The sequence below is a fragment of the Streptomyces sp. JNUCC 63 genome (assembly GCF_054366325.1).
This window is the reverse complement of sequence record NZ_CM135963.1, coordinates 4,006,886-4,028,882: the sequence shown is the minus strand read 5'-3', so window position 1 is coordinate 4,028,882 and position 21,997 is coordinate 4,006,886. Positions and strand designations below refer to the sequence as shown.

General features: G+C 72.6%; 18 protein-coding genes and 1 pseudogene. 3 read left to right on the top strand and 16 right to left on the bottom strand.

Translation table 11 applies throughout. From position 1 onward, the window contains the following. Nucleotides 1-32 precede the first annotated feature (32 nt). The 3 genes and pseudogenes from mgtA to ACX25U_RS18425 all read right to left on the bottom strand — a co-directional run. On the bottom strand, nt 33-2,717 hold the full coding sequence (gene mgtA, locus ACX25U_RS18435) for a magnesium-translocating P-type ATPase (RefSeq protein ID WP_454393456.1): 2,685 nt from the start codon (nt 2,715-2,717) through the stop codon (nt 33-35). Then, nucleotides 2,710-3,096, bottom strand: a complete 387-nt coding sequence (locus ACX25U_RS18430) for an ArsR/SmtB family transcription factor (protein ID WP_454394354.1) — start codon at nt 3,094-3,096, stop codon at nt 2,710-2,712. The genes mgtA and ACX25U_RS18430 overlap by 8 nt, the downstream gene beginning before the upstream one ends. A gap of 495 nt (nt 3,097-3,591) precedes the next feature. Continuing rightward, a pseudogene (locus ACX25U_RS18425) lies at nt 3,592-4,141 on the bottom strand (TerD family protein); the annotation flags it as partial. A 248-nt stretch (nt 4,142-4,389) separates the two neighbouring features. Between ACX25U_RS18425 and ACX25U_RS18420 the strand changes: the two are divergent. Both ACX25U_RS18420 and ACX25U_RS18415 read left to right on the top strand, forming a co-directional pair. Next, nucleotides 4,390-4,656 carry a GlsB/YeaQ/YmgE family stress response membrane protein gene (locus ACX25U_RS18420; protein ID WP_454394352.1) on the top strand — a complete coding sequence of 89 codons (267 nt, stop codon included), beginning with the start codon at nt 4,390-4,392 and terminating at the stop codon, nt 4,654-4,656. 585 nt (nt 4,657-5,241) lie between these two features. Further along, nucleotides 5,242-6,477 (top strand): threonine/serine exporter family protein, encoded by a 1,236-nt coding sequence (locus tag ACX25U_RS18415; RefSeq protein ID WP_454393454.1) that lies wholly within the window; start codon nt 5,242-5,244, stop codon nt 6,475-6,477. 222 nt (nt 6,478-6,699) lie between these two features. Here the strand turns inward: ACX25U_RS18415 and ACX25U_RS18410 are convergent, their stop codons facing one another. The 5 genes from ACX25U_RS18410 to ACX25U_RS18390 form a co-directional block, all read right to left on the bottom strand. Further along, nucleotides 6,700-6,936 carry a hypothetical protein gene (locus ACX25U_RS18410; RefSeq protein WP_454393452.1) on the bottom strand — a complete coding sequence of 79 codons (237 nt, stop codon included), beginning with the start codon at nt 6,934-6,936 and terminating at the stop codon, nt 6,700-6,702. Between the two features lie 7 nt (nt 6,937-6,943). Next, nucleotides 6,944-8,248, bottom strand: coding sequence for an MFS transporter (locus ACX25U_RS18405; protein WP_454393450.1), 1,305 nt, complete (start codon nt 8,246-8,248; stop codon nt 6,944-6,946). Next, complete coding sequence (locus tag ACX25U_RS18400; RefSeq protein ID WP_454393448.1) at nt 8,242-11,628, bottom strand: BTAD domain-containing putative transcriptional regulator; 3,387 nt, start codon at nt 11,626-11,628, stop codon at nt 8,242-8,244. The genes ACX25U_RS18405 and ACX25U_RS18400 overlap by 7 nt, the downstream gene beginning before the upstream one ends. Nucleotides 11,629-11,827: 199 nt before the next feature. Next, on the bottom strand, nt 11,828-12,067 hold the full coding sequence (locus tag ACX25U_RS18395; RefSeq protein ID WP_454393446.1) for a hypothetical protein: 240 nt from the start codon (nt 12,065-12,067) through the stop codon (nt 11,828-11,830). 22 nt (nt 12,068-12,089) lie between these two features. Continuing rightward, complete coding sequence (locus ACX25U_RS18390; RefSeq protein ID WP_454393444.1) at nt 12,090-12,989, bottom strand: alpha/beta fold hydrolase; 900 nt, start codon at nt 12,987-12,989, stop codon at nt 12,090-12,092. Between the two features lie 63 nt (nt 12,990-13,052). On the opposite strand from ACX25U_RS18390, the gene ACX25U_RS18385 reads away from it, so the two are divergent. Beyond that, entirely contained in the window at nt 13,053-13,586 is a 534-nt protein-coding gene (locus tag ACX25U_RS18385) for a cysteine hydrolase family protein (protein ID WP_454393442.1), read from the top strand. Nucleotides 13,587-13,610: 24 nt separating this feature from the next. Here the strand turns inward: ACX25U_RS18385 and ACX25U_RS18380 are convergent, their stop codons facing one another. The 8 genes from ACX25U_RS18380 to ACX25U_RS18345 are packed head-to-tail and all read right to left on the bottom strand — an operon-like array spanning nt 13,611 to nt 21,932. Further along, the gene (locus ACX25U_RS18380; protein ID WP_454393440.1) at nt 13,611-14,000 is read right to left on the bottom strand and encodes a PPOX class F420-dependent oxidoreductase; all 390 of its coding nucleotides are present in this window, start codon (nt 13,998-14,000) and stop codon (nt 13,611-13,613) included. Further along, the gene (locus ACX25U_RS18375; RefSeq protein ID WP_454393438.1) at nt 13,997-15,511 is read right to left on the bottom strand and encodes an FAD-dependent monooxygenase; all 1,515 of its coding nucleotides are present in this window, start codon (nt 15,509-15,511) and stop codon (nt 13,997-13,999) included. Before ACX25U_RS18375 ends, ACX25U_RS18380 begins: the two co-directional genes overlap by 4 nt. Further along, on the bottom strand, nt 15,508-17,076 hold the full coding sequence (locus ACX25U_RS18370) for an MFS transporter (RefSeq protein WP_454393436.1): 1,569 nt from the start codon (nt 17,074-17,076) through the stop codon (nt 15,508-15,510). The genes ACX25U_RS18375 and ACX25U_RS18370 overlap by 4 nt, the downstream gene beginning before the upstream one ends. Further along, complete coding sequence (locus ACX25U_RS18365; RefSeq protein ID WP_454393434.1) at nt 17,073-18,161, bottom strand: 3-oxoacyl-ACP synthase; 1,089 nt, start codon at nt 18,159-18,161, stop codon at nt 17,073-17,075. The genes ACX25U_RS18370 and ACX25U_RS18365 overlap by 4 nt, the downstream gene beginning before the upstream one ends. Beyond that, nucleotides 18,148-19,476 (bottom strand): HAD-IB family hydrolase, encoded by a 1,329-nt coding sequence (locus ACX25U_RS18360; RefSeq protein ID WP_454393432.1) that lies wholly within the window; start codon nt 19,474-19,476, stop codon nt 18,148-18,150. The genes ACX25U_RS18365 and ACX25U_RS18360 overlap by 14 nt, the downstream gene beginning before the upstream one ends. A 4-nt stretch (nt 19,477-19,480) precedes the next feature. Beyond that, nucleotides 19,481-20,446, bottom strand: a complete 966-nt coding sequence (locus tag ACX25U_RS18355) for an aldo/keto reductase (protein ID WP_454393430.1) — start codon at nt 20,444-20,446, stop codon at nt 19,481-19,483. A 17-nt stretch (nt 20,447-20,463) separates the two neighbouring features. After that, nucleotides 20,464-21,696, bottom strand: coding sequence for a beta-ketoacyl-[acyl-carrier-protein] synthase family protein (locus ACX25U_RS18350; protein ID WP_454393428.1), 1,233 nt, complete (start codon nt 21,694-21,696; stop codon nt 20,464-20,466). Further along, entirely contained in the window at nt 21,693-21,932 is a 240-nt protein-coding gene (locus ACX25U_RS18345; RefSeq protein ID WP_454393426.1) for an acyl carrier protein, read from the bottom strand. The genes ACX25U_RS18350 and ACX25U_RS18345 overlap by 4 nt, the downstream gene beginning before the upstream one ends. Nucleotides 21,933-21,997: the final 65 nt, after the last annotated feature.

The following is a 21,997-nucleotide window of genomic DNA, read 5'->3' as shown; positions in this document are numbered from 1 at the left end:
GGTCGCCGCTTCGCCGCGTGCGCGCCCGTGCCTCACCACACCGTCCCCCGCTCCGCACGCCGTCGCTCGTAGCGCGTCCTGGCCGCCAGGAGGCCGCCGGCGTAGAGCACGAGAACGGCCGTGAGCAGCAGGTAGTACACAGCCGGAAGCGCGGTCAGGCCGAGCCACGACCCGAGGGGCGAGGGCGGTAGCAGCAGGCCGATGGCGGCCAGCATCGCCGCGGCCCAGGTGAGCGGGCCCGGCTTGTGGCCCTCGACGCGGTGGCGGCCTGCGCGCAGCAGCAGCATCACCAGGGCCTGGGTGAGCAGGTTCTCGGTGAACCAGCCGGAGTGGAACACCGCCTCGTCGTCCCCGGTCCCCGGACCGTGCAGGGCGAACGCGAGGACGCCGAAGGTGGCGAGGTCGGCGGTGGCGTTGAGGACGCCGAAGGCGGTGATGAAGCGCAGCAGGTCGCGTGGGCGCAGCACGGTCGGCCGGCACAGCACCGAGGGGTGCGGGCGGTCGTGGGCGAAGGCGAGCTGGGCCGCGTCGAAGCACAGGTTCTGGACCAGGACCTGTGCCGGGAGCATCGGCAGGAACGGCAGGAGCAGGCCCGCCGACAGCATCGCGATGACGTTGCCGAGGTTCGAGGACAGTGTGATGCGCAGGTAGGTGGCGATGTTGCCGCTCGCGTGCCGGCCCGCGCGGATGGCGTGGGCGATCGCGGTGAGGTCCTTCTCGGCGAGCACCACGTCGGCGCCCTCGCGGGCCACGTCGGCGGCACCGCGGGGGGCGATGCCGACGTCGGCGGCGCGCAGCGCGGGCAGGTCGTTGACGCCGTCGCCCAGGAAGCCCACGGTGTGCCCGGCCGTCCGCAGCACCCGGGTGATCCGGGCCTTGTGCTCGGGGGTGCAGCGGGCGAACACGGTCGTACGGCGGGCCAGGTCGGCGAGGCCGGCGTCGGTGAGGCCGTCGATGCGGTCGGCGGTGAGCACACCGTCCTCGGCGACGGGGATGCCGAGGTCGCGGCAGGCGCGGGTGGCGGTGCCCGGGTGGTCACCGGTGAGGATCTTGACGGTGACGCCCCGCTCGTCGAGGACGTTCAGCGCGTCGGCGGCGGTGGGCGCGAGCGCGTCCCGCAGGGTGACCAGGCCGCGGAAGGTGAGCCCGCGTTCGTCGGCCGGGGTGTAGCCGCGGGCGCGCGCCTGGCGCTCGGCGGTGGCGACCGCCAGGACGCGCAGGCCGCCGTCGGCCTGGTCGGCGGCGAGGACGCGGAGCCGTTCGCGGTCGTCCTCCGGCAGGGCGCAGCGTCGCAGGACGGCCTCGACATCTCCCTTGACGGCCAGGGTGTGCGTGCCGAGACGTCCGGGCGTGCGTACCACGGCGGTGGCGAGGCGGCGGAGGGGGTCGAAGGGGACGGCCGCTGTCCCGTCGTACGCCATGAGCGTGTCCTCGTCGGCCGCGTCCAGCAGCGCCTCGTCGAGGGCGTCGGGTGCCGGCAGGTCGGCGAGCTGCAGGGTCCACCAGGCGTTCACGGCGGCCCAGTGCAGGACCTCGGGGTCGTCCCGGCCGTCCGGGCCGAGAGCGCGGTCGACGACCGGCCGGCCCTGGGTGAGGGTGCCGGTCTTGTCCAGGCACAGGACGTCGACGGCGCCGACGTCGTGCAGCGCGGGCAGCCGTTTGACGATCACCCTGTGCGTACGGGCCAGGAGCGAGGCCCCGCGGGCCAGACAGGTGGTGACGATGACCGGCAGCATCTCCGGCGTCAGCCCGACCGCCACCGCGACGGCGAACGGCAGCGTCTCCAGGCCGCGCCCGCGCAGCGCCGCGTTGGCCATGAGGACCAGCGGCGGGGTGAGCAGCATGAACCGGATCAGGATCCATGAGATGCCGTGCACGGAACGGTCGAAGGCGCTCGCCTCCGCCCGGCCTGGGGCCCGGCCGTGGGCGGCGGCGAACCGGGTGTGCGCGCCGGTCGCGGTGACGACCGCGGTGGCGCTGCCGGAAGCGACGCTGCTGCCCTGGAAACACAGCTGCGGCTGTTCGAACACGCCGCCCCCGGCCCCGCGGGGGAGGTCGTCCGCGCACTTCGTGACGGGGGCCGACTCCCCCGTCAGCGCGGCCTGGTGCACGGTCAGGCCGCTCGCGCGCAGCAGACGTACGTCCGCCGGAACCAGGTCGCCCGGCCCGAGCCGGACCACGTCGCCCGGAACCAGCTCGTCCACGGGGACCTCGCGGACCGTCGGCGCCGCGGCCGTGTCCTCGTCGTCCGCGCGGCGCAGCACGGTGGCGGTGGTGGCGACCAGCTCGCGCAGTCCGGCCATGGACCGGTCGGCCCGGTGCTCGCCGGACGCGCGCAGCACGCAGCTCACCACGACCAGGAGGAGGGTCACCGAGGCGGTTCCCCAGGCGAGGACGGCGGCCGACACCACCCCGAGGCACAACAGGACCGCGGTGAAGGGGTCCCGCAGGCTGCGGACGAACAGCCGCGGCCACGAGGCCGCACGCTGGGCCGGAACCGTGTTCGCGCCCGACCGGGCCAGATGCTCCTCGGCCTGCGCTTCCGTCAGACCGCGCGGACCACTGTCGAGCCGGCGCAGCACTTCCAGCACGGACGGCGCCGCGAGTCCCGGACGAGGCCCCACAGCGGCGAGGCCTTGGCCGCCACCAGGCGCCGATACGGCCACGGGACCGGACGTCTCGGCGTGCTGCCCCGAAGCCGCAGTGGTCTCAGCCACCGGTCCCGCGCAGCTGGCGTACCGGTGCGGAGGCGTGATGCGAGCGCGCGGTCAGCTGCCCGACCATCACGCGCACCACCGTCACGACGTCGGGGTCGTCGACGTAGTAGACCTGTCGCCTGCCCTCACGGCGCGAGCGCACGAGTCCGGCGAGCTTCAGTTTCGCCAGATGCTGGCTGACCGCGGGCAGCGCACCGCCCACCCGGTCGGCGAGGTGCGTGACGTCGCTCTCGCCCTGGGACAACGCCCACATCAGGTGCAGTCGGGCCGACGAGGCGAGCAGCCCGAACGCCGCGGCCGCCTCCGCCAGAACATCGGCGGACGGATCCTCGAAGTCACCGACGTTCTCCGACACGGTCCTCTCCTGTCCCGCCCACATCACAGCCGCCGCACACGCGCCCATCCAGTGTAGGCGTGCGACCTCGGCGTGCCCGCGCCTCCATGAGACCCGGCCGTCCTCACCGACGGCCGGGCGCGAGAGGGATCGACCGTATGTCGGTCCCCGTAGTAGTTGTCGACGACCACTTCCGGCTCGTCGTCATCGAACGCCTCGTTCAGCGGCGCACCACCGGCCGGACCGGCCGCGCCGGCAGCGATGAGCGCGCCGGTGCCGAAGCGGCGCGCGTCTCCCTGCCGCGGACAGCCCTGCGGCGCGGGCCGCAGACACCCCTGCTGGGGCGGTGTGCAGAACGGCGGCGGCGTGGTCCGCACCCGCTGTGCACAGCCACCGCACGCCTGGATCGGCCGGGACGCGCCCCGCTGCGGGGACCACGTCACGGTCGTCGTGCAGGGGCCGTGGCCGGGGCGGCACGTACGTACTGGTGCTCGCCTGCGGCGAAGTGACGGGGGACGGGCCCGGCGCCGTCTCCCGCAGGACGTCCGCGCCGTGGTCGGTGGCGACGCCCTCGAGGCCGGAGGCACAACCCTGGCCGACCCCACGGAACTTCCGCTCCGCACCGTGCCGGTACAGCTCGCCGGGCACCAGCGCGGTCTCACTCGACAGGCCGCCGGACGCGAGGTCGTAGCGGGCCGGTTCGGCGCCCGATTCCCGGTCGAGGACGCGGATGTGGGCGCGGTGCACCTGGCCGAAGCCCTGGCCGCGGGCTGCGCCCTCGTGGAGGACACCGAGAAGACGGTCTTCACGACGTCCGCAGGGCCCGGGCGGGGTCGACGTGGATCTGCCGGCCGTCTCCGCCGACGGGGCTGCCGCCGCCGGAGTGGCGGACCGAGCCGTCGGGGCTGCTCAGGTCGTTGAGGAGGACGAAGCGCTCGTCGGACAGCACCTTCCCGGCCTGGTCGCACAGCAGTGCGCCGGCGTCCAGGTCGCAGCCGGTGTTCGCCTGCCGGCCCAGCCCGACCGTCACCGCGGTCAGGCCCGGGGCCTGCCTGCTCGGCGACGCGTTGCCGCCCTCGGTCAGGGACACACTCGTGCACGTCCTCCGCGGCTGCTTCCGCTTCCCGTGATCATCGTGATCAGCGCGACCCCGATCCCTTCCGGTTCCCGGATTGCGCGATGTCATGGGCAAGTGACGAAACCTCAACGGCTCAACCGCAGTTGCCGACGGCCCTCGCCACGCCCCCGGAACTGTCCATAAGCTTGCGCAATCAGGCAATCCACAGCGTCGGCGCCCGGCGGACTCCGCCCGGCCCGACTCGACCGGAGGACAACAACGTGGGCATCATCGGCTGGATCATCCTCGGCCTGCTCGCCGGAGCCATCGCCAAGATCCTGCTGCCCGGACGCGACCCGGGCGGCCTGATCGGCACGACGCTCATCGGCATCGCCGGAGCGTTCATCGGCGGCTGGATCTCCGCCCGCTTCCTCGACCGTCCGGTGGAGAAGAACTTCTTCGACCTATACACCTGGGGCGCGGCGATCGGCGGCTCACTGGTCCTGCTCATCGGCTACCGCCTGCTGTTCGGCAACTCGCGCGACTGACCCTGCTGCCGGCCCGCCCCGGTCGCAGGTGGGCGGCGGTGGCAGGCAACGGGCCCGGTGAACGAGCTGACCGTGAAGGCGATCCGGTCGATGTGCCCGGGGACACGGCCGAGGTCGGCCACGGCGACTCGGGAGCGTGTCGTCCAGAAGCGGAAGTCCGTGGGTGCGCAGGCCCGACTTCATGACCGCGACGCGTGCGAGAAACCCGCCGCCGACGGCGAAGTGAGCCTCTGGGCCGGCATCGGCCTGTATCGGCGCGGCCGGCAGCAGGAACACGATCGCCGGGACGAGGCAGAGGGAGGCGCAGGCCAGGCCGTACACGGCCGTCGTGGGCGCCGCCCGCGGACTGGCCACGGATGCGGTGGTCATCAGGGCCGGAGCCACCCGGGTCGGAGTGCGGTTGGCGGCCGTTGTCACCTCCGTCCGCGCCGCCGCTTGCTTCGGCACGTCGGGAGCGCGGCCGGACGCAGGACGAGTGAACCGTTCGGACGACGGGGGCCGTGCTGCCCGAGATGCCGGGAGTCAGCCGTCCGTGCAGGCTGGAACTCCTGTTCCCGGAGCGAGGACGCGGGCGTTGGAGGCGGCGTGGAGCAGCGATCGGTCGCAAATCTCGACGATCTCGCGGCGTTCCTGGCCCGGCTGACCGGCCTGCTGCTGCGCTCGTCCGGCGAGGGTGCCCATCTCATCGAGCGAGCCGTGGCCGGCAGTGCCCGTGCCTTCGGCGGCGCCACGTCCCTGCTGCTGGTGCCGGAGGCGGCGGTGCTCACGGTCACCGCGGCGGACGGCGGTACCCGCACCGTCATCGTGCACGGCTTCCCGGAGGTCTTCCGCCTCGACCAGGTCGCCGCGCTCAAGCCGCTCCTCGCCGATGTGCGGGCAGGCCGGACCGGGATCGCGGAGGCCGACCGCAGGCTGAGGGAGATCGAGGCGGCGCCGGTGCCGTACCCGTGGTGGCTGAAGTTCCTCGGCATCGTACTGTTCGCGCTGGGTTTCGCGCCGTTGATGCAGCCCACCTGGTACGAGATCGCCACCACGGCCGTGCTGGGCGCGCTCGCCGCGGCTCTCGCGGTCACCGCCGACCGCGTGCCCCGGCTGCACCGGTTCCTTCCGCTGGCGGTGTCGACGGCGGTCTCCGTCGTCACGATCGAGCTGTTCGCCGACGGCCCCGCGCACGGTGGTCCCGTTCTGCTGATGCTCCCGGCGCTGTTCTACTTCGTCCCCGGGGACTACTTGAGCGCGGCGACCGCCGAGCTGGTCGCCGGTCTGATCACCACCGGTGCGATACGGCTCGTCTACTCCGTCTTCCTGCTGGTCCAGCTGTATGTCGGTGTCCTGCTCGGCGTCCTCTTCGCCGGCGCCTCCCCCCACGCCCTCTTCGACCTCGCCGCCCACTCCGACCTGCCCCGGTGGGCGCTGTTCCTGGCCTGGATCGTCTTCACGGCGGGCACCCTGCTCGCCTTCGCGATCCCCCTGCGCTTCTTCTGGCCGCTGCTCCTGCTCGTCTACGTCACCGTCGGCGTGCAGTCGGCGCTCACGAAGCTCGCCGGGGAGACGGGCGGCACCTTCGTCGCCGCGGTCGTCCTCGCCGCCGCGGCCACGCTGATCGCGCGCGGGCCGCGCCGCCCGCCCCGGCTGATCCTGATCCTGCCCGGCTTCTTCGCGCTCACCGTCGGCTCGCTCGGCATGCGCGGCCTGACCACTCTGGCCGGCGGCTATGTCGAGGGTTTCCAGGACCTGCTGAAGCTGGTCACGATCGTCACCGCCCTCGCCATCGGCCTGGTGGTCGGCGAAGCGCTCACGCAGGGGCACGGCGACACGTAGACGAGGCGGCACCGTGACCCACGCACCGGCGGCCTTCACCGAGCAGGACTGCGCGGCCCGCATGAGCCGGGCCGCCCGCAGCGCGGACCGCCGGCCGCTCCGGCGGCGAGGAGCAGAGCGACGCCGAGCAGTACGGCGCCGGCTCCCCGGCAGCGGTGCCAGAGGGCACGCAGTCCCAGAACACGTCGGCCACCGCACCGGTCCCCGCGTCCGTACGGCGCGTCAGGCCCTCCGCCGCACGCGGGAGCCGACCGTGAACACGGCCATCGCGACGACCAGCCCCGCCGCGGTCGCCGTGGTGTCGGCGAGCAGCCGGTCCGGATGAGGTCGCAGCCGGTCGACCAGGGCGAACACCACGACCGAGCCGGTGACCGCGGCCGGCAAGGCCACGCTCCAGCTGTTCGCCCAGCCGGTGGCCCGGGGTTCGCTGGAGGAGATCCGATGAAAGACCAGGCCCACGTCGTGGTCAAGTACGGCCGACGGTCGCCAGGTTCACGTCCTTCGTCTCCCGGTACCGGGCGAACGAAACGGTGCTGAGCAGGCAGAGAGCCGCCACGTACCACGGGTACCAGTCGGCGTGGCCGCGTGTGACGAGGTACTCGTTCAGATAGGGGGCCGTGCCGCCGAACACGGCCACCGTCAGTGCGTACGGCAGCCCGACGCCGCTGGACCGCAGGGCGGTGGGGAACATCTCCAGCGTCGCCGCCGGCGCGGCCGCCGCGTAGCAGCCGAACAGCAGCAGCGCCGCCGTCATCACCACGAACAGCCGCACGGCGGAGCCCGACAGGACCCCCAGGAACAGCGGGGACAGGCAGGTGAACCCGCAGCCGAACACCAGCAGCAGCGGGCGGCGCCCGAACCGGTCGGCGGCCATGCCGAGCACGGGCAGCGCGGCCATGAACACCGTCTGCGCGGCGACCGCGGCCCACAGCGCGGTGTTCGCCGGCATCCCGTACCGGAGCTGGGAGTACAGGGGCAGGTAGGAGGCGAAGGTGTAGTAGACGACGGTCGCCCCCAGGGTGAAGCCGACCACGCGAACCGCCGCGCGCGGGTGCGTGCGCACCACCTGCCACGCGGGGTTGCGCGGTCGCTCGCGCACCGTGCCGAAGACGGGCGTCTCACCCATCCGGCCGCGCAGGTACCAGCCGTACAGAGCCAGCAGCGCGCCGAGCGCGAAAGGGACGCGCCAGCCCCAGCTGCCCAGCTGTGCGGGGGTGAGCGTGGTGTGCAGCAGCAGCGCGAACAAGGTGGCCGCGAGCGTACCGAGCGTGGTGCTGATGTAGATGGCGCTGGAGTACAGGCCCCGGCGCCCGGCCGGGGCCGTCTCGTTGACGTACGTGCTCATCGCCGCGCCCTCGCCGCCCGCGGACAGTCCCTGCAACGCCCTGGCCGTCACCAGCAGTACCGGGGCCAGGACGCCGACGGTCCGGTAGGGCGGGATGAGCGCGATCAGGAGGCTGCCGCCCGCCATCGTCAGCAGGGACAGCCGCAGGGCGGCGCTGCGGCCGCGGCGGTCGCAGTACGCGCCGATCAGCGCCCCGCCGAGCGGCCGGAACAGGAACCCGACGGCGAACACCGACAAGGTCCGCAGGACGTTCGTGGCCGCGCTGCCGGCCGGCTGGAGCTGCTCGCCGAGCAGCGCGGCGAACGTGACGAACACGCCCCAGTCGAACCATTCCATGGCATTGCCGACCGAGGCGGCAACCGTCCGGCGCAGCCCGCCCCGCCTCGTGTGTGCTGGACTCGCCGCAGTCGCAAGGCTGTTCACCATGTCGTCCTAGTCGTCTTGGTCGTCCTGGTCGTCCTGGTCGTCCTGGTCTGTGGTGAGGGTGACGGGCCGGCTTCGAGCCGGGCGCGTACGTCGTCGGCCTCGGCGGCGCCGATCTCGGTCAATGCCTCCAGGGCCCGGTTCCAGTACGCGCGTGCCGACGCGTGGTCGCCGGCGAGGGCGGCGACGGCGCCCAGGACGTGCTCGGCCCTGGCGACGTTCAGGCGCTGCGCGGTCGGTTGTGACAGGGCGAGCGCCGACTGCGCGCACTCCTCGGCGCGGTCCGGGTCGCGCAGGCTCAGGTACAGCGGGGCCAGTTCCAGGAGGACCTTGCTGCAGGCGATGGGGTTCGCGCCGGCCTCGGCCAGGGAGCGGGCCGCCTCGGCGTGTCCTGCGGCCTCCTCGCGGCCCAGCAACCGGTCGGTGACGGCGAGGCGTGCCAGCGCGTACGCCTCGCCGTCGACGTACCGGATCTGCCGGGCCCCGTCGAGCGCCATGCCCGCGTAACGGGCCGACTCCTCCAGTGCGTCGAGACCCGCGCTGATGGCCGACAGCAGGCACAACGTCTCCACCTCGTAGGTGCGGTCGCCGCACTCCTGGAACGAACTCAGCGCCCGCCGCGCCGACTCCAGCGCGGTCTCGTGCCGGCCGAGGTCCAGGTCGACCAGTGCGAGCCCGTACAACGAGATGCTCCTGTCGTAGGAGGAGTCGATGGACTCGGAGGCCTTCAACGCGCGCGTGAAACAGGACCGCGCCCTGGGCAGTTCTCCGGTGGCCTGGCGCACCAGGCCCAGGTTGCGCAGGCTGTAGGAGGTGATGTGGTGCAGGCCGAGAGGGCCGGCCGTGGCCAGCGACGCCGTGAGGCACGCGGTGGCACGCGCCATGTCGCCCTGCGTCCAGTGGATGAACCCCAGCAGGCCCTGCGTGGTGGCCTCGAGACGGGGCGAGCGGATACTGTGCGCGACGTCGAGCGCTTGCCGCGCCGCCTTCTCGGCCTGCGCGCCCCGGCCCAGGCTGAGGTGGGCGAGGCTCATGTTGTTGAGCGTGGCCGCGACCTCCTCGGCCATGCCGAGCCGGTCGTGCAGTGCGAGGCTCTGCTTCTGGTGTGCGATGGCGCGTTCGTAGTCGCCCAGCGTGTTGTACAGGTTGGCGAGGCTGCGGTGCATGGCCGCGATACCGGGCTCGTCGTCGGTGGACTCGGCGGCGGACAGGCCGATGCGGGTCGTCTCGTCCCACTCGGTGCGGTACTTGCCCGTCCAGAAGAAGCCGCGCAGCGCGTCGGCCAGGTGCCAGGACAGGTGGTGCGGACCGTGTGTGCCGAAGTGGCGCACACAGGCCATCAGGTTGCGCCGCTCGGCCAGCAGCCAGGCCATCGCATGGCTCTCGTCCCGGAACCGCGGCGCGTCGAAGGTCGCGTTCGGCCGGGCCGGCTCGGCGAGGCGGACGAACTCCGAGTACAGCACATCGGCGGCAGCGCACGCGCCCGCGAGATACCACCGGCCGAGCCGCTCCAGGGCCTCGGCCCGCTCCTGCGCCGAGTGCTCCTCGAGCGCACGGTCCTGCGCGTACTCGCGCAGCAGGTCGTGGAATTGGTAGCGCCCCGGAGCGGTCTGCTGCAGCAGGCTCGCGGTCTCCAGCCGGCTCAGGCCGGTCCGCGCCTGCGCCTCACTGATGTCGGCGAGAACCGAGACGGCCGCGGGAGTGAAGTCGGCGCCGGGGAACAGTCCGGTGAGCCGGAAGACGGTGCGGTCGTCCGGCGTCATGGCGTCGTACGACAGGGCGATGGCCGTGGAGACGGCGGACGTCGTGTCGCCGTCGACGGAGAGGGCGGCAAGACGGTTGCCACGCCGCAGCCTCTCCAGATAGTCGTCGGTCTGCCCGCCCGGGGCGCTGATCAGGTTGGCCGCGGCGATCCGCAGGGCGAGCGGCAGGTACGCGCACAGGGCGGCCACTTCGCGCACCACCTCCGGCCCGATCTCCACCCCTGCCTGGCGCGTCATGCCGGTGACCAGCTCGACCGACTCCTGCGGTCCGAGCGTGCCGACGCCGATCACCTGGGCGCCGTGCGTGACCACGAGGGAGCGGAGCTGACGCCTGCTGGTGATCAGAACGGAACATCCCGCGTCCCCCGGGATGAGCGGGAGGACCTGCTCCACGCCGGCGGCGTTGTCCAGCACCACCAGGACGTTCTTCCCGGTCAGCTTCGACCGGTAGAGGTTCGCCTGCTCCACCGGGTCGACCGGGATCTGCTCCGCCGGCACGCCGAGGCCCCGCAGGAACTGCGAGAGCACCTGGTCCGGCGGGAGCGGCGCATACGCCCCGCCCCGCTCGTGGCCGCGCAGGTTCACATACAGCTGTCCGTCCGCGAACGCGGCGCGCGTCCGCCTGCCGAGGCACACCGCCAGCGCCGTCTTGCCCACCCCGGGCGGTCCCGACAGGACCACGACGGGAACCCCGGTACGGCCCGGCACCGGGGGAAGGACCGCCTCGACCCGGTCGACGACGTCATCGCGCCCCACGAACCCCAGCGCCAGCGGCGGGAGTTGCGCCGGCACGGTGACGACCCCGTCCACACCGGGGCGCGGCCCGTCCGGGGCCGCCAGGGCGGGGTCCGACTCGAGGATTCCGGTGTGCAGCGCGCGAAGCCGCTCGCCGGGCTCGATGCCGAGCTGCTCGATCAGTTCGCGGCGGGCCTGCTGGTAGACGTCCAGTGCCTCCGCCTGCCGCCCCGAGCGATACAGGGCGAGCATCAGCAGGCTCCAGAAGTTCTCCCGCAGCGGATTGTCCATCGCGGCCGTGCGCAGTTCCTTGACCAGTTGAGCGTGCCTGCCGAGGTGGAGCTCGGTTTCGAAGTACGCCTCCAGTACGCCGAGTCGCTCGTCCTCGAGTGCCGGGGACTCGTCACGGCGCAACGAGTCCGACGGGACGTCGGCTAGCGGCGCCCCGCGCCACACGCTCAGCGCCTCGGCCAGCAGCCGCGCCCGCTCCTCCGGCGTCCGAGTCTGCTGCGCGGTCCGGGTCAGGCGGCGGAACCGCGTCAGGTCCAGCTCGTCCTCGTCCACGTCGATCCGGTAGCCGCCGGCGGCGGTCTCCACCAGGTTCGCGTCACCGAGCAGCAGCCGCAGCCGGCGTACGTACGTGTGCAGCGCCCCGCGCGGGTTCGACGGCTTGTGCTCGTCCCACAGCCAGTCGGCGAGACGGTCGTTGTCGACCACCGATCCGGGCCGCAGCAGCAACGCGGCCAGGAGTACCCGGAGTTTTCCGGAATCGATTGCCTTTTCTTTGCCCGCGATTGACGCGGAGAGTGTTCCCAGAATCCCGAAGCTGTTCCCGGCGCGGTGCGCGACGGGACTCGGCGATGGGACGAAATACGTTCGCACCATGCGGTTCTTGCCTTCCCCCTAGGCGTATGCACCGCCCTCCCCCGGCATAAGCACGGCACCATTGCCGAATGCGTACGAGAGGGGACCATCGGGCTGTGCAGTTGCCAGAATAAGGGACCGGCAATGACGTTCCGGTGACGGCGCGTTGTTCGGTAAGTCACACGGAAAACTCCTCAACAATTCAACGAATTCCGGTGCTTCAGGCACCCGGCGCACTTGCTGAGGCCGTGCCGGTGAACCAGCAGATCGTTGTCGTCAGCGGATCCGACGGCACCGCGTCGTCGAGGGAGTAAAGGGGACGCGGGCTGCGCAGGGCCCGCAGGAACCGCGTCCGCTCCTCCGGACTTCCGGAGCCGCCGTGCGCCGAGTCGCCCGACGCCGCGCCCACCCGTGCCCTCGGATACACGGAGGCGGACCGGCCCGTCAGGTGACGACGCATCACAGTCTCCTTCATGCGCGGGTCAGGCCCGGCGGGCACGCCGGGCCGTGGGATCCGACGGGCAGGACCGGCGGAGGTGATCGACGATCAGCGTCCGGATCGTCGACGACCAGTGCGGGGGAAAGATGTGGCCCATGCCGGCGATACGCCACAGGCGCGCGTGGGGGATCACCCGGCGCAGCTCCTCACCGTGCTCCGGCGGGAAGACCGGGTCCTGCTCGCCGTGCACGACGAGCGTCGGCACGTCGAGAGCGGGGAGCCGGCCGGTGAGCGGGGGCGTGCGGTCCAGGGCCCTCAGGTGACGCCCGGAGGTGTCGGGCAGTTCTCCACGGGCCATCACGCGCCGGACCAGGTCCTTCCAGTAGTTCTGGTCGAACGGCGCCACGGGTCCCACCAGCACCCGCCAGCCGTCGACCGCCGCGGCCAGGGCTTCCTCCGGGCCGCGCGGCGGCGAAGCCGCGAGTCGGTCCGCCCGCTCCAGCATCGACGGGCGTGGACCGGGCAGACCGGTGCGCGGCGGCAGCCACACGTCGCCGTTCGCGTCCGGGGAACTGGACAACAGCACCAGCGACCGTACGAGTCGGGGCCGGTCGAGGGCGAGCAGCTGGGCCACCATGCCGCCGAACGACTGGCCCACCACGTGCGCCCGGCCCAGCCCGAGTCCGGTGATCACCTCGGCGGCGTCCGACGCCGGCGCCGACAGGTCGTACTCGCCGTCGGACTTCCCCGATCTGCCGGTGTCCCGGTGGTCGTAGCGCACCACGAAGTAGCCGTCCGCGGCGAGCAGCCGGCACAGTTCGTCCGGCCACACGATGCCGGGCGCCGTGCCGCCCATCACCAGCAGCACCGCCGGATCACGGCGGCTGCCGAACGTCTCCGTCCACAGCCGCAGGCCGTCCCGCGTCGTGATTGGCCTCTCCACTGGGCTGTTCTCCCCCTTGGTAGTGTGCGGTGGACCGCCGATCATCCGTCCCTGGGGGAACCAATGACCAGCGCCCGTACGGCACTTGTGCTTGTTGATCTGCAGCGGTGGATCGTCGACATGCCGTGGCGGCCGATCGGCGGTGACGCCGTGGTCGAGGCGTGCGGAAGGCTGCGCGATCACTTCTCGGACAGTGGTTCCTCGACCGTCGTCCTCGTCCGCTACGTACGGGCCGACGGCGCGGACGGCGGTACCGGGGCCGCCCCCAACCAGCTGGTCCCCGGCTGCGAAGCACGCCCCGGCGACCACCTGGTGACCAAGCACGGGCTCGACGCCTTCGAGGACACCGAACTGGACGGGATCCTGCGCCGCGAGGAGGTCACCGAGGTGGTGGTCGCCGGACTGTCCACCGCGCACGGCGTCGCGGCCACCTCCGCCACGGCGCTGCGCCTGGGCTACGGCGTCGTGGTCGTCACCGACGCCACCGCGAGCGTGGACGAGGCGCAGCACCGCGAGGCGCTCGACCGGCTCACCGCGCTCGGCGCGCGCACCGCCCACGTCGCGGACCTCCTGGCCGTGCGGGCCGCCGGGAACTGACCCGGCGGCCCGTGGTCGTCCCGCTCACTGGTGGCTGACCCCTGTGGGCTTGACCACGTACACGATCCGGTGCTCGGCGTCCGGTGGCGGGCCGTCCAGCCTCATGCCGTACCGCTCCGCGAGCCGCGCGAAGAACTCGGCCGAGGAGTCGTCGTCGATGCGGACCACCTCGCCGCGGATCTCCAGGTAGCGGTAGGGCTGCTCCGGATCGTTGACCGACACCGCGACCTGGGGGTTCGCCGTGATGTTCCGGTACTTGTAGCGGATCGTCGTATTGGTGAAGCGGATGTACTCGCCGTCCCAGGAGAACCACATCGGGTTCACCTGGGGTCCGCCCGCGGGACGGATCGTGGCCAGGTGGCCGAAGAGCGGCCGCTCCAGCAGATCCCTGTGACTGTCGGGAATGAGACTCATACCGTGTGTGCCCTCGCCTTCTCTTGTTCCTCCTGCCGGGCCCCGAGCAGGGGCCGGAACAGGTCGGTCAGTCGTGCTCGCACCACCGGGACGTCCCTGGTGACCAGGTCCACGTGGCCGTCCGGCCGGGCGAGCACCAGCGCCGGCCGGCCGCGGCGTGCCACGGTGCGGATGTCGAGTACCGCGTCGAGCCGGTCCGCGCACCACCGCGTCAGCTCCCGCACCGCCTCGTCCGGCCGGCCGGCCAGGATCAATGTGTGCCGCAGGTCGTCGAGCCGGCCGCGCAGCGGCTGCGGCACCAGCGCGCCGGGCACGAAGCCCGCGGCCCTGCCGCCGGCCGGCGCGTCGGTCCGGTACTTCGTCCGCAGGCCGGCGAGCCAGGGAATGTACGCGACGTCGAACAGGCGCAGGCCGGAGGCGACCCGCAGCACGCTGTCGCGCAGGACGACCTGGTGCCGCTCGCGCAGCAGCCACAGCCTGGTCTGCACGTCGGCCTGACGCACCACCGCGCGCGCCACCTCGCCGCGCTCGCCGACATAGGTGTCCAGCAGCCGTTCGGCGCCGCGCCCGTGCCAGACGAGGGCGAGCTTCCACGCCAGGTTGTGGGCGTCGTTGACACCGGTGTTGAGGCCCTGACCGCCCGCCGGGCTGTGAATGTGCGCGGCGTCCCCGATCAGGAAGACCCGGCCGACCCGGGTCGTCTCAGCGTGCCGGGCGTGCACGTCGAAGACGCTGATCCAGTCGGGGTCGCGCAGCCGGATGCCGCCCGGCCCGCGCTCGTCGACCAGGCGCTGCACCGCCGCCAGGTCGACGTCCTCCCGGGTGACCCCGGGGGGCGCCGAGGTGAACACGCGCCAGCGTCCGTCCGGCAGGCCGCAGGCCACCAGGATGCCCCGCGGCGAGCAGAAGTAGTGCGTCATGCGGTGGTCGAAACACGTGTCGACCATCACGTCGGCCACCACGAACCGCAGTTCGTACGTGGAGCCCTCGAAGCCGACGCCCAGGCGTCCGCGGACGGTGCTGCTCGCCCCGTCCGCACCCACCAGGTACGCGAACTCCTCCTCGTGCTCGGTGCCGTCCGGGCCGCGCAGCCTCGCCCGGACCCGGTCGCCGAGCTGCTCGAAGCCGAGCAGCTCGGTCGCCCACTCCACGGCACCCCCCGCGGTGGCGAGGTTGGCCCGCAGCACCTCCTCGATGTCCGGCTGCGGACAGATCAGCGGCCGGGTCGCCGGGCGGTAGCGGAGATCGGCGACGACCTTCCCGTCGGAGTAGTAGCGCATCTGCGACTGGGGCAGCGCGCGGGTGGCGAGCAGCTCCCGCCCGCCGACCCGATGGATCAGCTCGACGGTCCGCGGCCACAGGCCCAGCGCCTTGGACAGGGTGCTGGGGCCGTCGGCCTTGTCCACGCAGCGGACCGGTACGCCGCGCCTGGTGAGTTCGGTCGCCGCGGTCAGCCCGGCCGGTCCCGCGCCGGTGACGAGCACGGGCAGCGCGGCCGCGGGGGCGCTCATACGGCCGCCTCCTCGGCGGCGGGCTCGGCGGTCACGGCCTGCTGGGCGGGCTCGCGCAGCATCACGCCCACCAGTACGGCGCTCGCGGCGCAGACCGCGACGACCACCCACAGCACGACGTGCAGGCCGTCGGTGTAGCTGCCGGCCAGCAGGTCGTGGAGGCGGGAGCGGGCGGAGGCGGCGACGGTGCCCGCCGCTCCGGCCAGGTCGCCGCTGATCACGCGGTCGGCCAGGACGCCCGCCTCGACACCCTTCGCGCCCGGTACTCCGGGCAGGCCGTCGATGATGTGCGAGCGCGTCGAGTTGAGCAGCACGGCGCTCATCACGGCGATGGCGAACGCCTCACCGGCCAGGCGCATCGTGTTGAACATGCCCGCGGCGGCCCCCGCCTGGGCGGGCTCCACGGAGGTGATCGCCACGCCGTCGACCAGACCGGCGGTCATGCCCATCGAGATGCCGAGCAGCAGCAGCGGACCGGCCAGCTCGGCCACCGACACGTCCGGGGCGATCAGGGTGAGCCAGCCGGCGCCCACCGCGGCGACCACGAGGCTCAGGGTGAGCACGAGCCGGGTGGACACCCCGTTCTTGACCAGCTTGCCGACGGCGAGCGGCACCACCAGGACGGGCAGGGTGAGCAGCATCATCGTGGCACCCGAGGCGTTGGTGCTCATCCCCGCCACCGAGGTGAAGTACGTGGGCAGCAGCACCAGCAGGCACACGAAACCGAAGGACAGCGCGACGGGGATCAGCGACACCGCCATGAAGCGGCCCTGCCCCAGCAGCGAGAGCTGGAACATGGGCCGGCGTTGGCGCAGTTCGGCGACGACGAAGAGTGCCATCAGCACGGCCGCGGAGGCGAACAGCAGCAGCGTCGTACCACTGGTCCAGCCCTGCTGCGGGCCCTGCACGATGGCGTACATCAGGCAGAACAGGGACGACGTGAAGGTCGTGGTGCCGGCCCAGTCGACCTTGGTGGCGGCGGGGTTCCTCGACTCCGGCATCAGTGGCACCGCGGCCAGCGCGACCACCGCGACGACCATGTGCGACAGGAACACCGCACGCCAGCCGAAGGTGTTGACGAGCAGGCCCGCGCTCGACGGGCCGAGCGCCAGGCCGGCACCGGCCGACGAGCCGAGGACCGCGAAGGCGCGGGCCTGTGCGGCACCCTCGAACGTCGTGGCGAGCATGGCGGCACCCGCCGTCATCACCGCGGCGGCCCCGAGTCCGGCGACCGCACGGGCCACGTCGAGCACGACGATGCTCGACGTCACCGCACTGACCAGGCTGGAGGCGGCGAACAGAACGGTACCGACGGCGAACACCCGCCGCCGCCCCAGGATGTCCGCCAGTGAGCCGCAGCCCAGCATGAAGCAGGCGAAGGCCAGGTTGTAGGCGTTGACCACCCACTGCAGCGGAACGAGTCCCACGTGCAGGGTGGAGTTGATGTCCGGCAGGGCGACCGAGGTACCGGTCAGCGAGGCGGGCAGGACCAGGACGGCGAGACACACCGCGGCGAGGGTCAGCGTCGGATTGCCGCGGGCGGTGTCCGGACGAGCCGTGCTCATGAAACGTTCCCTTCCAGGGGCGTTGGGGGATGTGTGGTGGGAGTCGCTCGGCGGACGGGCCGGGCGACGACCGCGCAGGTGAAGCCGAAACCCCCGCCCGCCGAGATCGCGAGGGCGATCCCGCCCGGTGCGAGCAGTTCCCGCTCCCGGAGGGCGGTCAGGTTCGCCGCCATGTCGCCGGCGCCCAAGTGGCCGGTGCGCTGTCCCAGTTCGACGACGCGTGCCTTCGTCAGGCCCTCGACCGCCGGGTGGTACGTCTCACGGCGGACCTTGATGCCCACCCGGGGCAGGGTCAGGACACCGATGCGCGGATCGTCCAGGTCGATGCCGGCCTCTTCCAGCGCCGTCGTGACGACGGTGCGCAGCGCGTTGTGCACCCCGCCGTAGAAGCTGTCGAGGCCGACGTCGGTGATGTACGCCTTCTTCGTGCGCCTGACGTCGATCCGGTCACTGATCCACCGGCCGGCCGGGGTGAACTCGTCCCGGCCGCGGTGCAGTCCCTCGGCCGCCGAGACCGCGGCGCTGGACAGTCCCAGCAGCGTGAACTCGTCGACGGCGTCGTCGCGTTCGTGCAGCAGGAGGGCGGTGGCGCCGTCACCGTAGAAGACGCCGTAGTCGCCCGCCCAGCGGTCGAACCCCTCGTCGGGGAAACGGTCGCCGGTGGTGACCAGCGCGGAGCCGGTGGCGGGGTCCGCCAGGAGCCGGGACACCGCCGCCTCGAGTGCGGTTCCGCCGCCGTTGCACATCACCTGGATGCCCAGCGGCACTCCGCGCACCGCGCCGACGCGGTGCGCCACATAGTGCGCGGGCGACCAGAAGTCGTGCCCCTGGTGGTGGATCCAGGCGTGCGTGGTGAAACCGAGACCTGCGCCGTCCCAGCCCGCTGCGGCGAGTGCGTCGCGGGCCGCCGCCACCGCCATGTCCGGAGCCGGGACCGTGTCCGCCACGGGGACCTCGGTGACGCCGGTGTTCCTCAGGTCCTCCTCGCTGATCCTGCCGCGTGCGAGGGCGTCCCGGGCGGTTTCGACGGTCCGCGGCAGCCAGGTCGTGACGGCCCGGATGCCCAGCCCGTTACCGAGTCGCATCTGTGAGTTCCTCCGTGCTCGACGTGGATGGGGCCGATGGGGCGCCGGCGGGGCTGACGGAGCCGGCGGAATGGACGGAGCGGGCCGGACGGGCGGATCCGGTGAGGCGCGCGGGCCAGGGTTCCGGGTCCGCGGCGGCGGCCCGCCGGCCTGCGGCTGTGAACCCGGCCGCTGCGGGTTCGGCGGCTTCAGGCCCGTCCGTTTCAGGCCCGGCAGCTTCGGACCCAGCAGCGGCGGGTTTGGCAGCTTCGGACCCGGCGGCTCCAAGCCCGACAGCTTCGGACCCAGCAGCGGCAGGTTTGGCAGCTTCGGACCCGGCGGCTCCAAGCCCGACAGCTCCAGGCCCGACAGCTCCAGGCCCGAAAGCTTCAGACCCAGCAGCGGCGGGTTTGGCAGCTTCGGACCCGGAGGCTCCAAGCCCGACAGCTTCGGACCCAGCAGCGGCAGGTTTGGCAGCTTCGGACCCGGCGGCTCCAAGCCCGACAGCTCCAGGCCCGACAGCTCCAGGCCCGAAAGCTTCAGACCCAGCAGCTTCAGACCCGACAGCTCCAGGCCCGACGGCTTCAGACCCGGCAGTTGCGGGTTTGGCAACTTCAAGCCCGGCAGCTTCGGGCCCGGCGGCTTGGGGGAGCCTGATCCAGCCGAGGCGACGGGCGTGCCCGGCGAGCACCGGGTCGTCGCCGACGACCCCCGCCCGGCCCACGCAGGTCAGCAGCGGCAGGTCGGAAGCGTGGTCGCCGTACGCCGCACACTCCTCGGGACGGGCTCCCGACCGGTCCATCAGGGCGCGGGCGGCCGTGGCCTTTCCCTCGCCGATCACGGTGCTGAGCACCTCGCCGGTGTAGCGGCCCGCGACCACTTCGGGCTCGCTGCACAGCACATGGTCCGCACCGAGGTGCTCCGCGATCGGGTCGAGGCAGGCGCGGAACGATCCGGACACCAGGGCGATGCGGTACCCCTCGGCCTGGAGCCGGCGCAGCTCGCCCACGGCTTCCCGGTGGAAGAACCCGGCGCGCCGACGCTCGCCGGAGAACCAGCGCCGTCCGCTCTCGACGACCGCCGCCCGCTCCATTCCGGCGAAGTTGCGGTAGTAGGCGCGGTTGGTCTCCTCGCGGGGCACGCCGGACCGCGCCGCTCGCGTCAGCGTGCCCGCGGCCGCCCGGTAACGATCCGGATCGGCGAGGTGGAACTCCAGGAAGGAGAACATGCTCTTGACGCCGATGAGCGTCTCGTCGACGTCGAAGAAGGCGATCCGGACCGGCCGCGCGGGCCCGCTCGCGCGCTCGCCGCCGGTGTGTCGCGTACTGCCGCTCATGCGCTCAGTACCTGCTTCCCCGGGCCGGGGGCAGTCCGTCCAGGTCGGCCAGGTCCTCCTCGGTGAGGTGGACCTCCGCCGCGGCCAGGTTCTCCCGCAGATAGCGGGAGTTCTTCGTGCCGGGGATCGGCACCACCCGTTCGCCCTGCGCGAGCGTCCAGGCGATGGCGACCTGGGCGGGCGTGACCGCACGGCGGTCGGCCACCTCACGGATCACGTCGACGATGCGCTGGTTGGCCTCCATCGCGGCGCGGTGGAAACGCGGGCTGGCGGCGCGGAAGTCGCTGTCCTCGAACTGGCCGGCGTGCAGCGTCCCGGTGAGGAAGCCGCGGCCCAGCGGAGCGAAGGGAACGAAGCTCGCCCCCACGCTCTCGCACCAGCCGACCATCCCGCCCGCCTCGCCCGCGAGGGCGTCGCGCGTCCACAGCGACAGCTCGGACTGGACGGCGGTCACCGGGTGGATCGCGTGCGCTTCCCGGGCCTGTGCGACGGTCGCCTCCGACAGGCCGAGCCAGCGCACCTTGCCCTGTTCGACGAGCCCGGCCATCGCGCCCCACGTCTCGGCCAGTGGCACGGCCGGGTCGATGCGGTGGACGTAGTACAGGTCGATGACGTCGGTGCCCAGCCGCCGCAGGCTGGCCTCGACCGCAGTGCGCAGATGGGCCGGTGAGGTGTCGCGGTGGGCGGCCCGCGCCTTCAGGTCGTCCAGGACGATGCCGAACTTCGTCGCGACGACGGCCTCCTCCCGGCGGCCCGCGATGGCTCTGCCCAGCAGCGTCTCGTTGTGGCCCGCCCCGTAGAGGTCGGCCGTGTCCAGAAGGTTCCCGCCGAGGTCGAGTGCTTCGTTGATGACCTGGATGGACCGGTCGTCGTCGCGTGCGGACTCCTGGTACAGCCAGCTCATGCCCATGCACCCGAGGCCGACGCTGCCGATCTTGATTCCCGTGTTGCCCAGATTCCTCAGGCGCACTTTCGCTTCCTCTCCTGTCAGGCGGCCGCGAGTACGAGTGCGGCGTTGTGGCCGCCGAAACCGAGCGACGTGCTCACGGCGACCTCCAGATCCGCCTCGGCCGCCGTGTTCGTGGGGATGTCGAGGTCGATCTCGGGATCGAGCTCGGTGAGGTTGGCCGTCGGCGGGACCACCCGGTGGCGCAGTGCCAGCGCGGTGAAGGCGGCCTCGATGGCGCCGGCCGCCGCCAGCGCATGGCCGGTGACGCCCTTGGTCGAGGTGACCAGCGGACGCTCGCCGAGGACCCGGCGCAGCACGCGCCCCTCAGTGACGTCGTTGAGCGGAGTGGACGTGCCGTGCGCGTTCACGTGGTCCACCTCGCCCGCGCCGACCCCCGCGTCGGCGAGGGCTGCGCGCAGGGCACGCTCCATCCCCGCACCACTGGGGTCGGGGGCGGTCGCGTGATGCGCGTCGGACGACCAGCCGAAGCCCACGACGTCGGCGTAGACCGGGACACCGCGCGCCCGCGCGTCCTCGGGCCGCTCCAGTACGAGGATTCCCGCACCCTCCGCGGCGACGAAGCCGTCGCGCGCCGCGTCGAACGGCCGGGACGCGGTGGCCGGGTCCTCACGCCGCCCCGACAGCCCGCCCATCCGCGTCAGTCCGGTGATGGTCGCGGGCGTCAGCGCGGACTCGGCGCCCCCGGCCAGCACCACGTCGCAGGTGCCGGACCGCAGCAGGTCCCGGGCCAGACCGATCGCGTTGGCACCGGACGCGCAGGCAGTGGCCGTGACCATGCTCGGTCCGTACGCCTTGACGTCGATGGCCAGATGCCCCGCGACCATGTTCGACATCCCCATGGGGATCATCAGCGGGGAGGTGCTCCTCGGCCCGTCCTCGAGGAACCGGCGGTGCTGCCCCTCCCAGGTCGCCGTGCCGCCGAGGGAGTTGCCGACGATGACACCGACCCGGGTACCGTCCCAGCTCTCCGGGTCGAGGCCCGCGTCGGCCAGTGCCTGGCGGGCGGCCACGATCGCCAGCTGCGTGAAGCGGTCCAGCCGCCAGGCGCTGCCCGGCCCGAGCAGCGCCCCGGCGTCGAAGCCGGGCACACGGCAGGAGAAGTCGACCGGCAGACCGGCGAGTTCGGGATCGGGGGCGGCGGTCGGCCGGCCGGAGCACACCCGCTCCCAGCTCGTCCGCGCGTCCGGGCCGGCCGCGGTCACGAGTCCGACACCGGTGATCGCCACGGCCCCGTTCGACGCGGTGGTCACGCCCGCACACCCCGGGACTCGATGATCTCGACGGTCTCGGTGATCGTCGTCTCGCCCTGCAGGAGGTCGTCGCCGAGGTCGGTCCCCAGCTCCCGATTGATGATCATGGTGAGTTCGATCAGGGCGAGCGAGTCGAGGGCGAGGTCCTTGTAGGAGATCTCCGGTTCGATCTTCCCGGCGGGCACGCCGAGCTGGGTGACGAGCAGATCGGTCAGCTTTTCCTGTATCGCGCTCATGGTTTCGCCTTCTTCTCGATGCGTTGTCTTCGTGTGTGCGGGTTGCTCGGCGTGCACGGGTCTTC

Coding starts and splice junctions, on each gene's coding strand:
- ACX25U_RS18360 (WP_454393432.1), bottom strand. CDS start 19,476: ATGAGCGGCAGTACGCGACACACCGGCGGCGAGCGCGCGAGCGGGCCC.
- ACX25U_RS18345 (WP_454393426.1), bottom strand. CDS start 21,932: ATGAGCGCGATACAGGAAAAGCTGACCGATCTGCTCGTCACCCAGCTC.
- ACX25U_RS18365 (WP_454393434.1), bottom strand. CDS start 18,161: ATGCGACTCGGTAACGGGCTGGGCATCCGGGCCGTCACGACCTGGCTG.
- ACX25U_RS18405 (WP_454393450.1), bottom strand. CDS start 8,248: ATGGTGAACAGCCTTGCGACTGCGGCGAGTCCAGCACACACGAGGCGG.
- ACX25U_RS18395 (WP_454393446.1), bottom strand. CDS start 12,067: ATGCGTCGTCACCTGACGGGCCGGTCCGCCTCCGTGTATCCGAGGGCA.
- ACX25U_RS18375 (WP_454393438.1), bottom strand. CDS start 15,511: ATGAGCGCCCCCGCGGCCGCGCTGCCCGTGCTCGTCACCGGCGCGGGA.
- ACX25U_RS18400 (WP_454393448.1), bottom strand. CDS start 11,628: ATGGTGCGAACGTATTTCGTCCCATCGCCGAGTCCCGTCGCGCACCGC.
- ACX25U_RS18385 (WP_454393442.1), top strand. CDS start 13,053: ATGACCAGCGCCCGTACGGCACTTGTGCTTGTTGATCTGCAGCGGTGG.
- ACX25U_RS18370 (WP_454393436.1), bottom strand. CDS start 17,076: ATGAGCACGGCTCGTCCGGACACCGCCCGCGGCAATCCGACGCTGACC.
- ACX25U_RS18430 (WP_454394354.1), bottom strand. CDS start 3,096: ATGTGGGCGGGACAGGAGAGGACCGTGTCGGAGAACGTCGGTGACTTC.
- ACX25U_RS18380 (WP_454393440.1), bottom strand. CDS start 14,000: ATGAGTCTCATTCCCGACAGTCACAGGGATCTGCTGGAGCGGCCGCTC.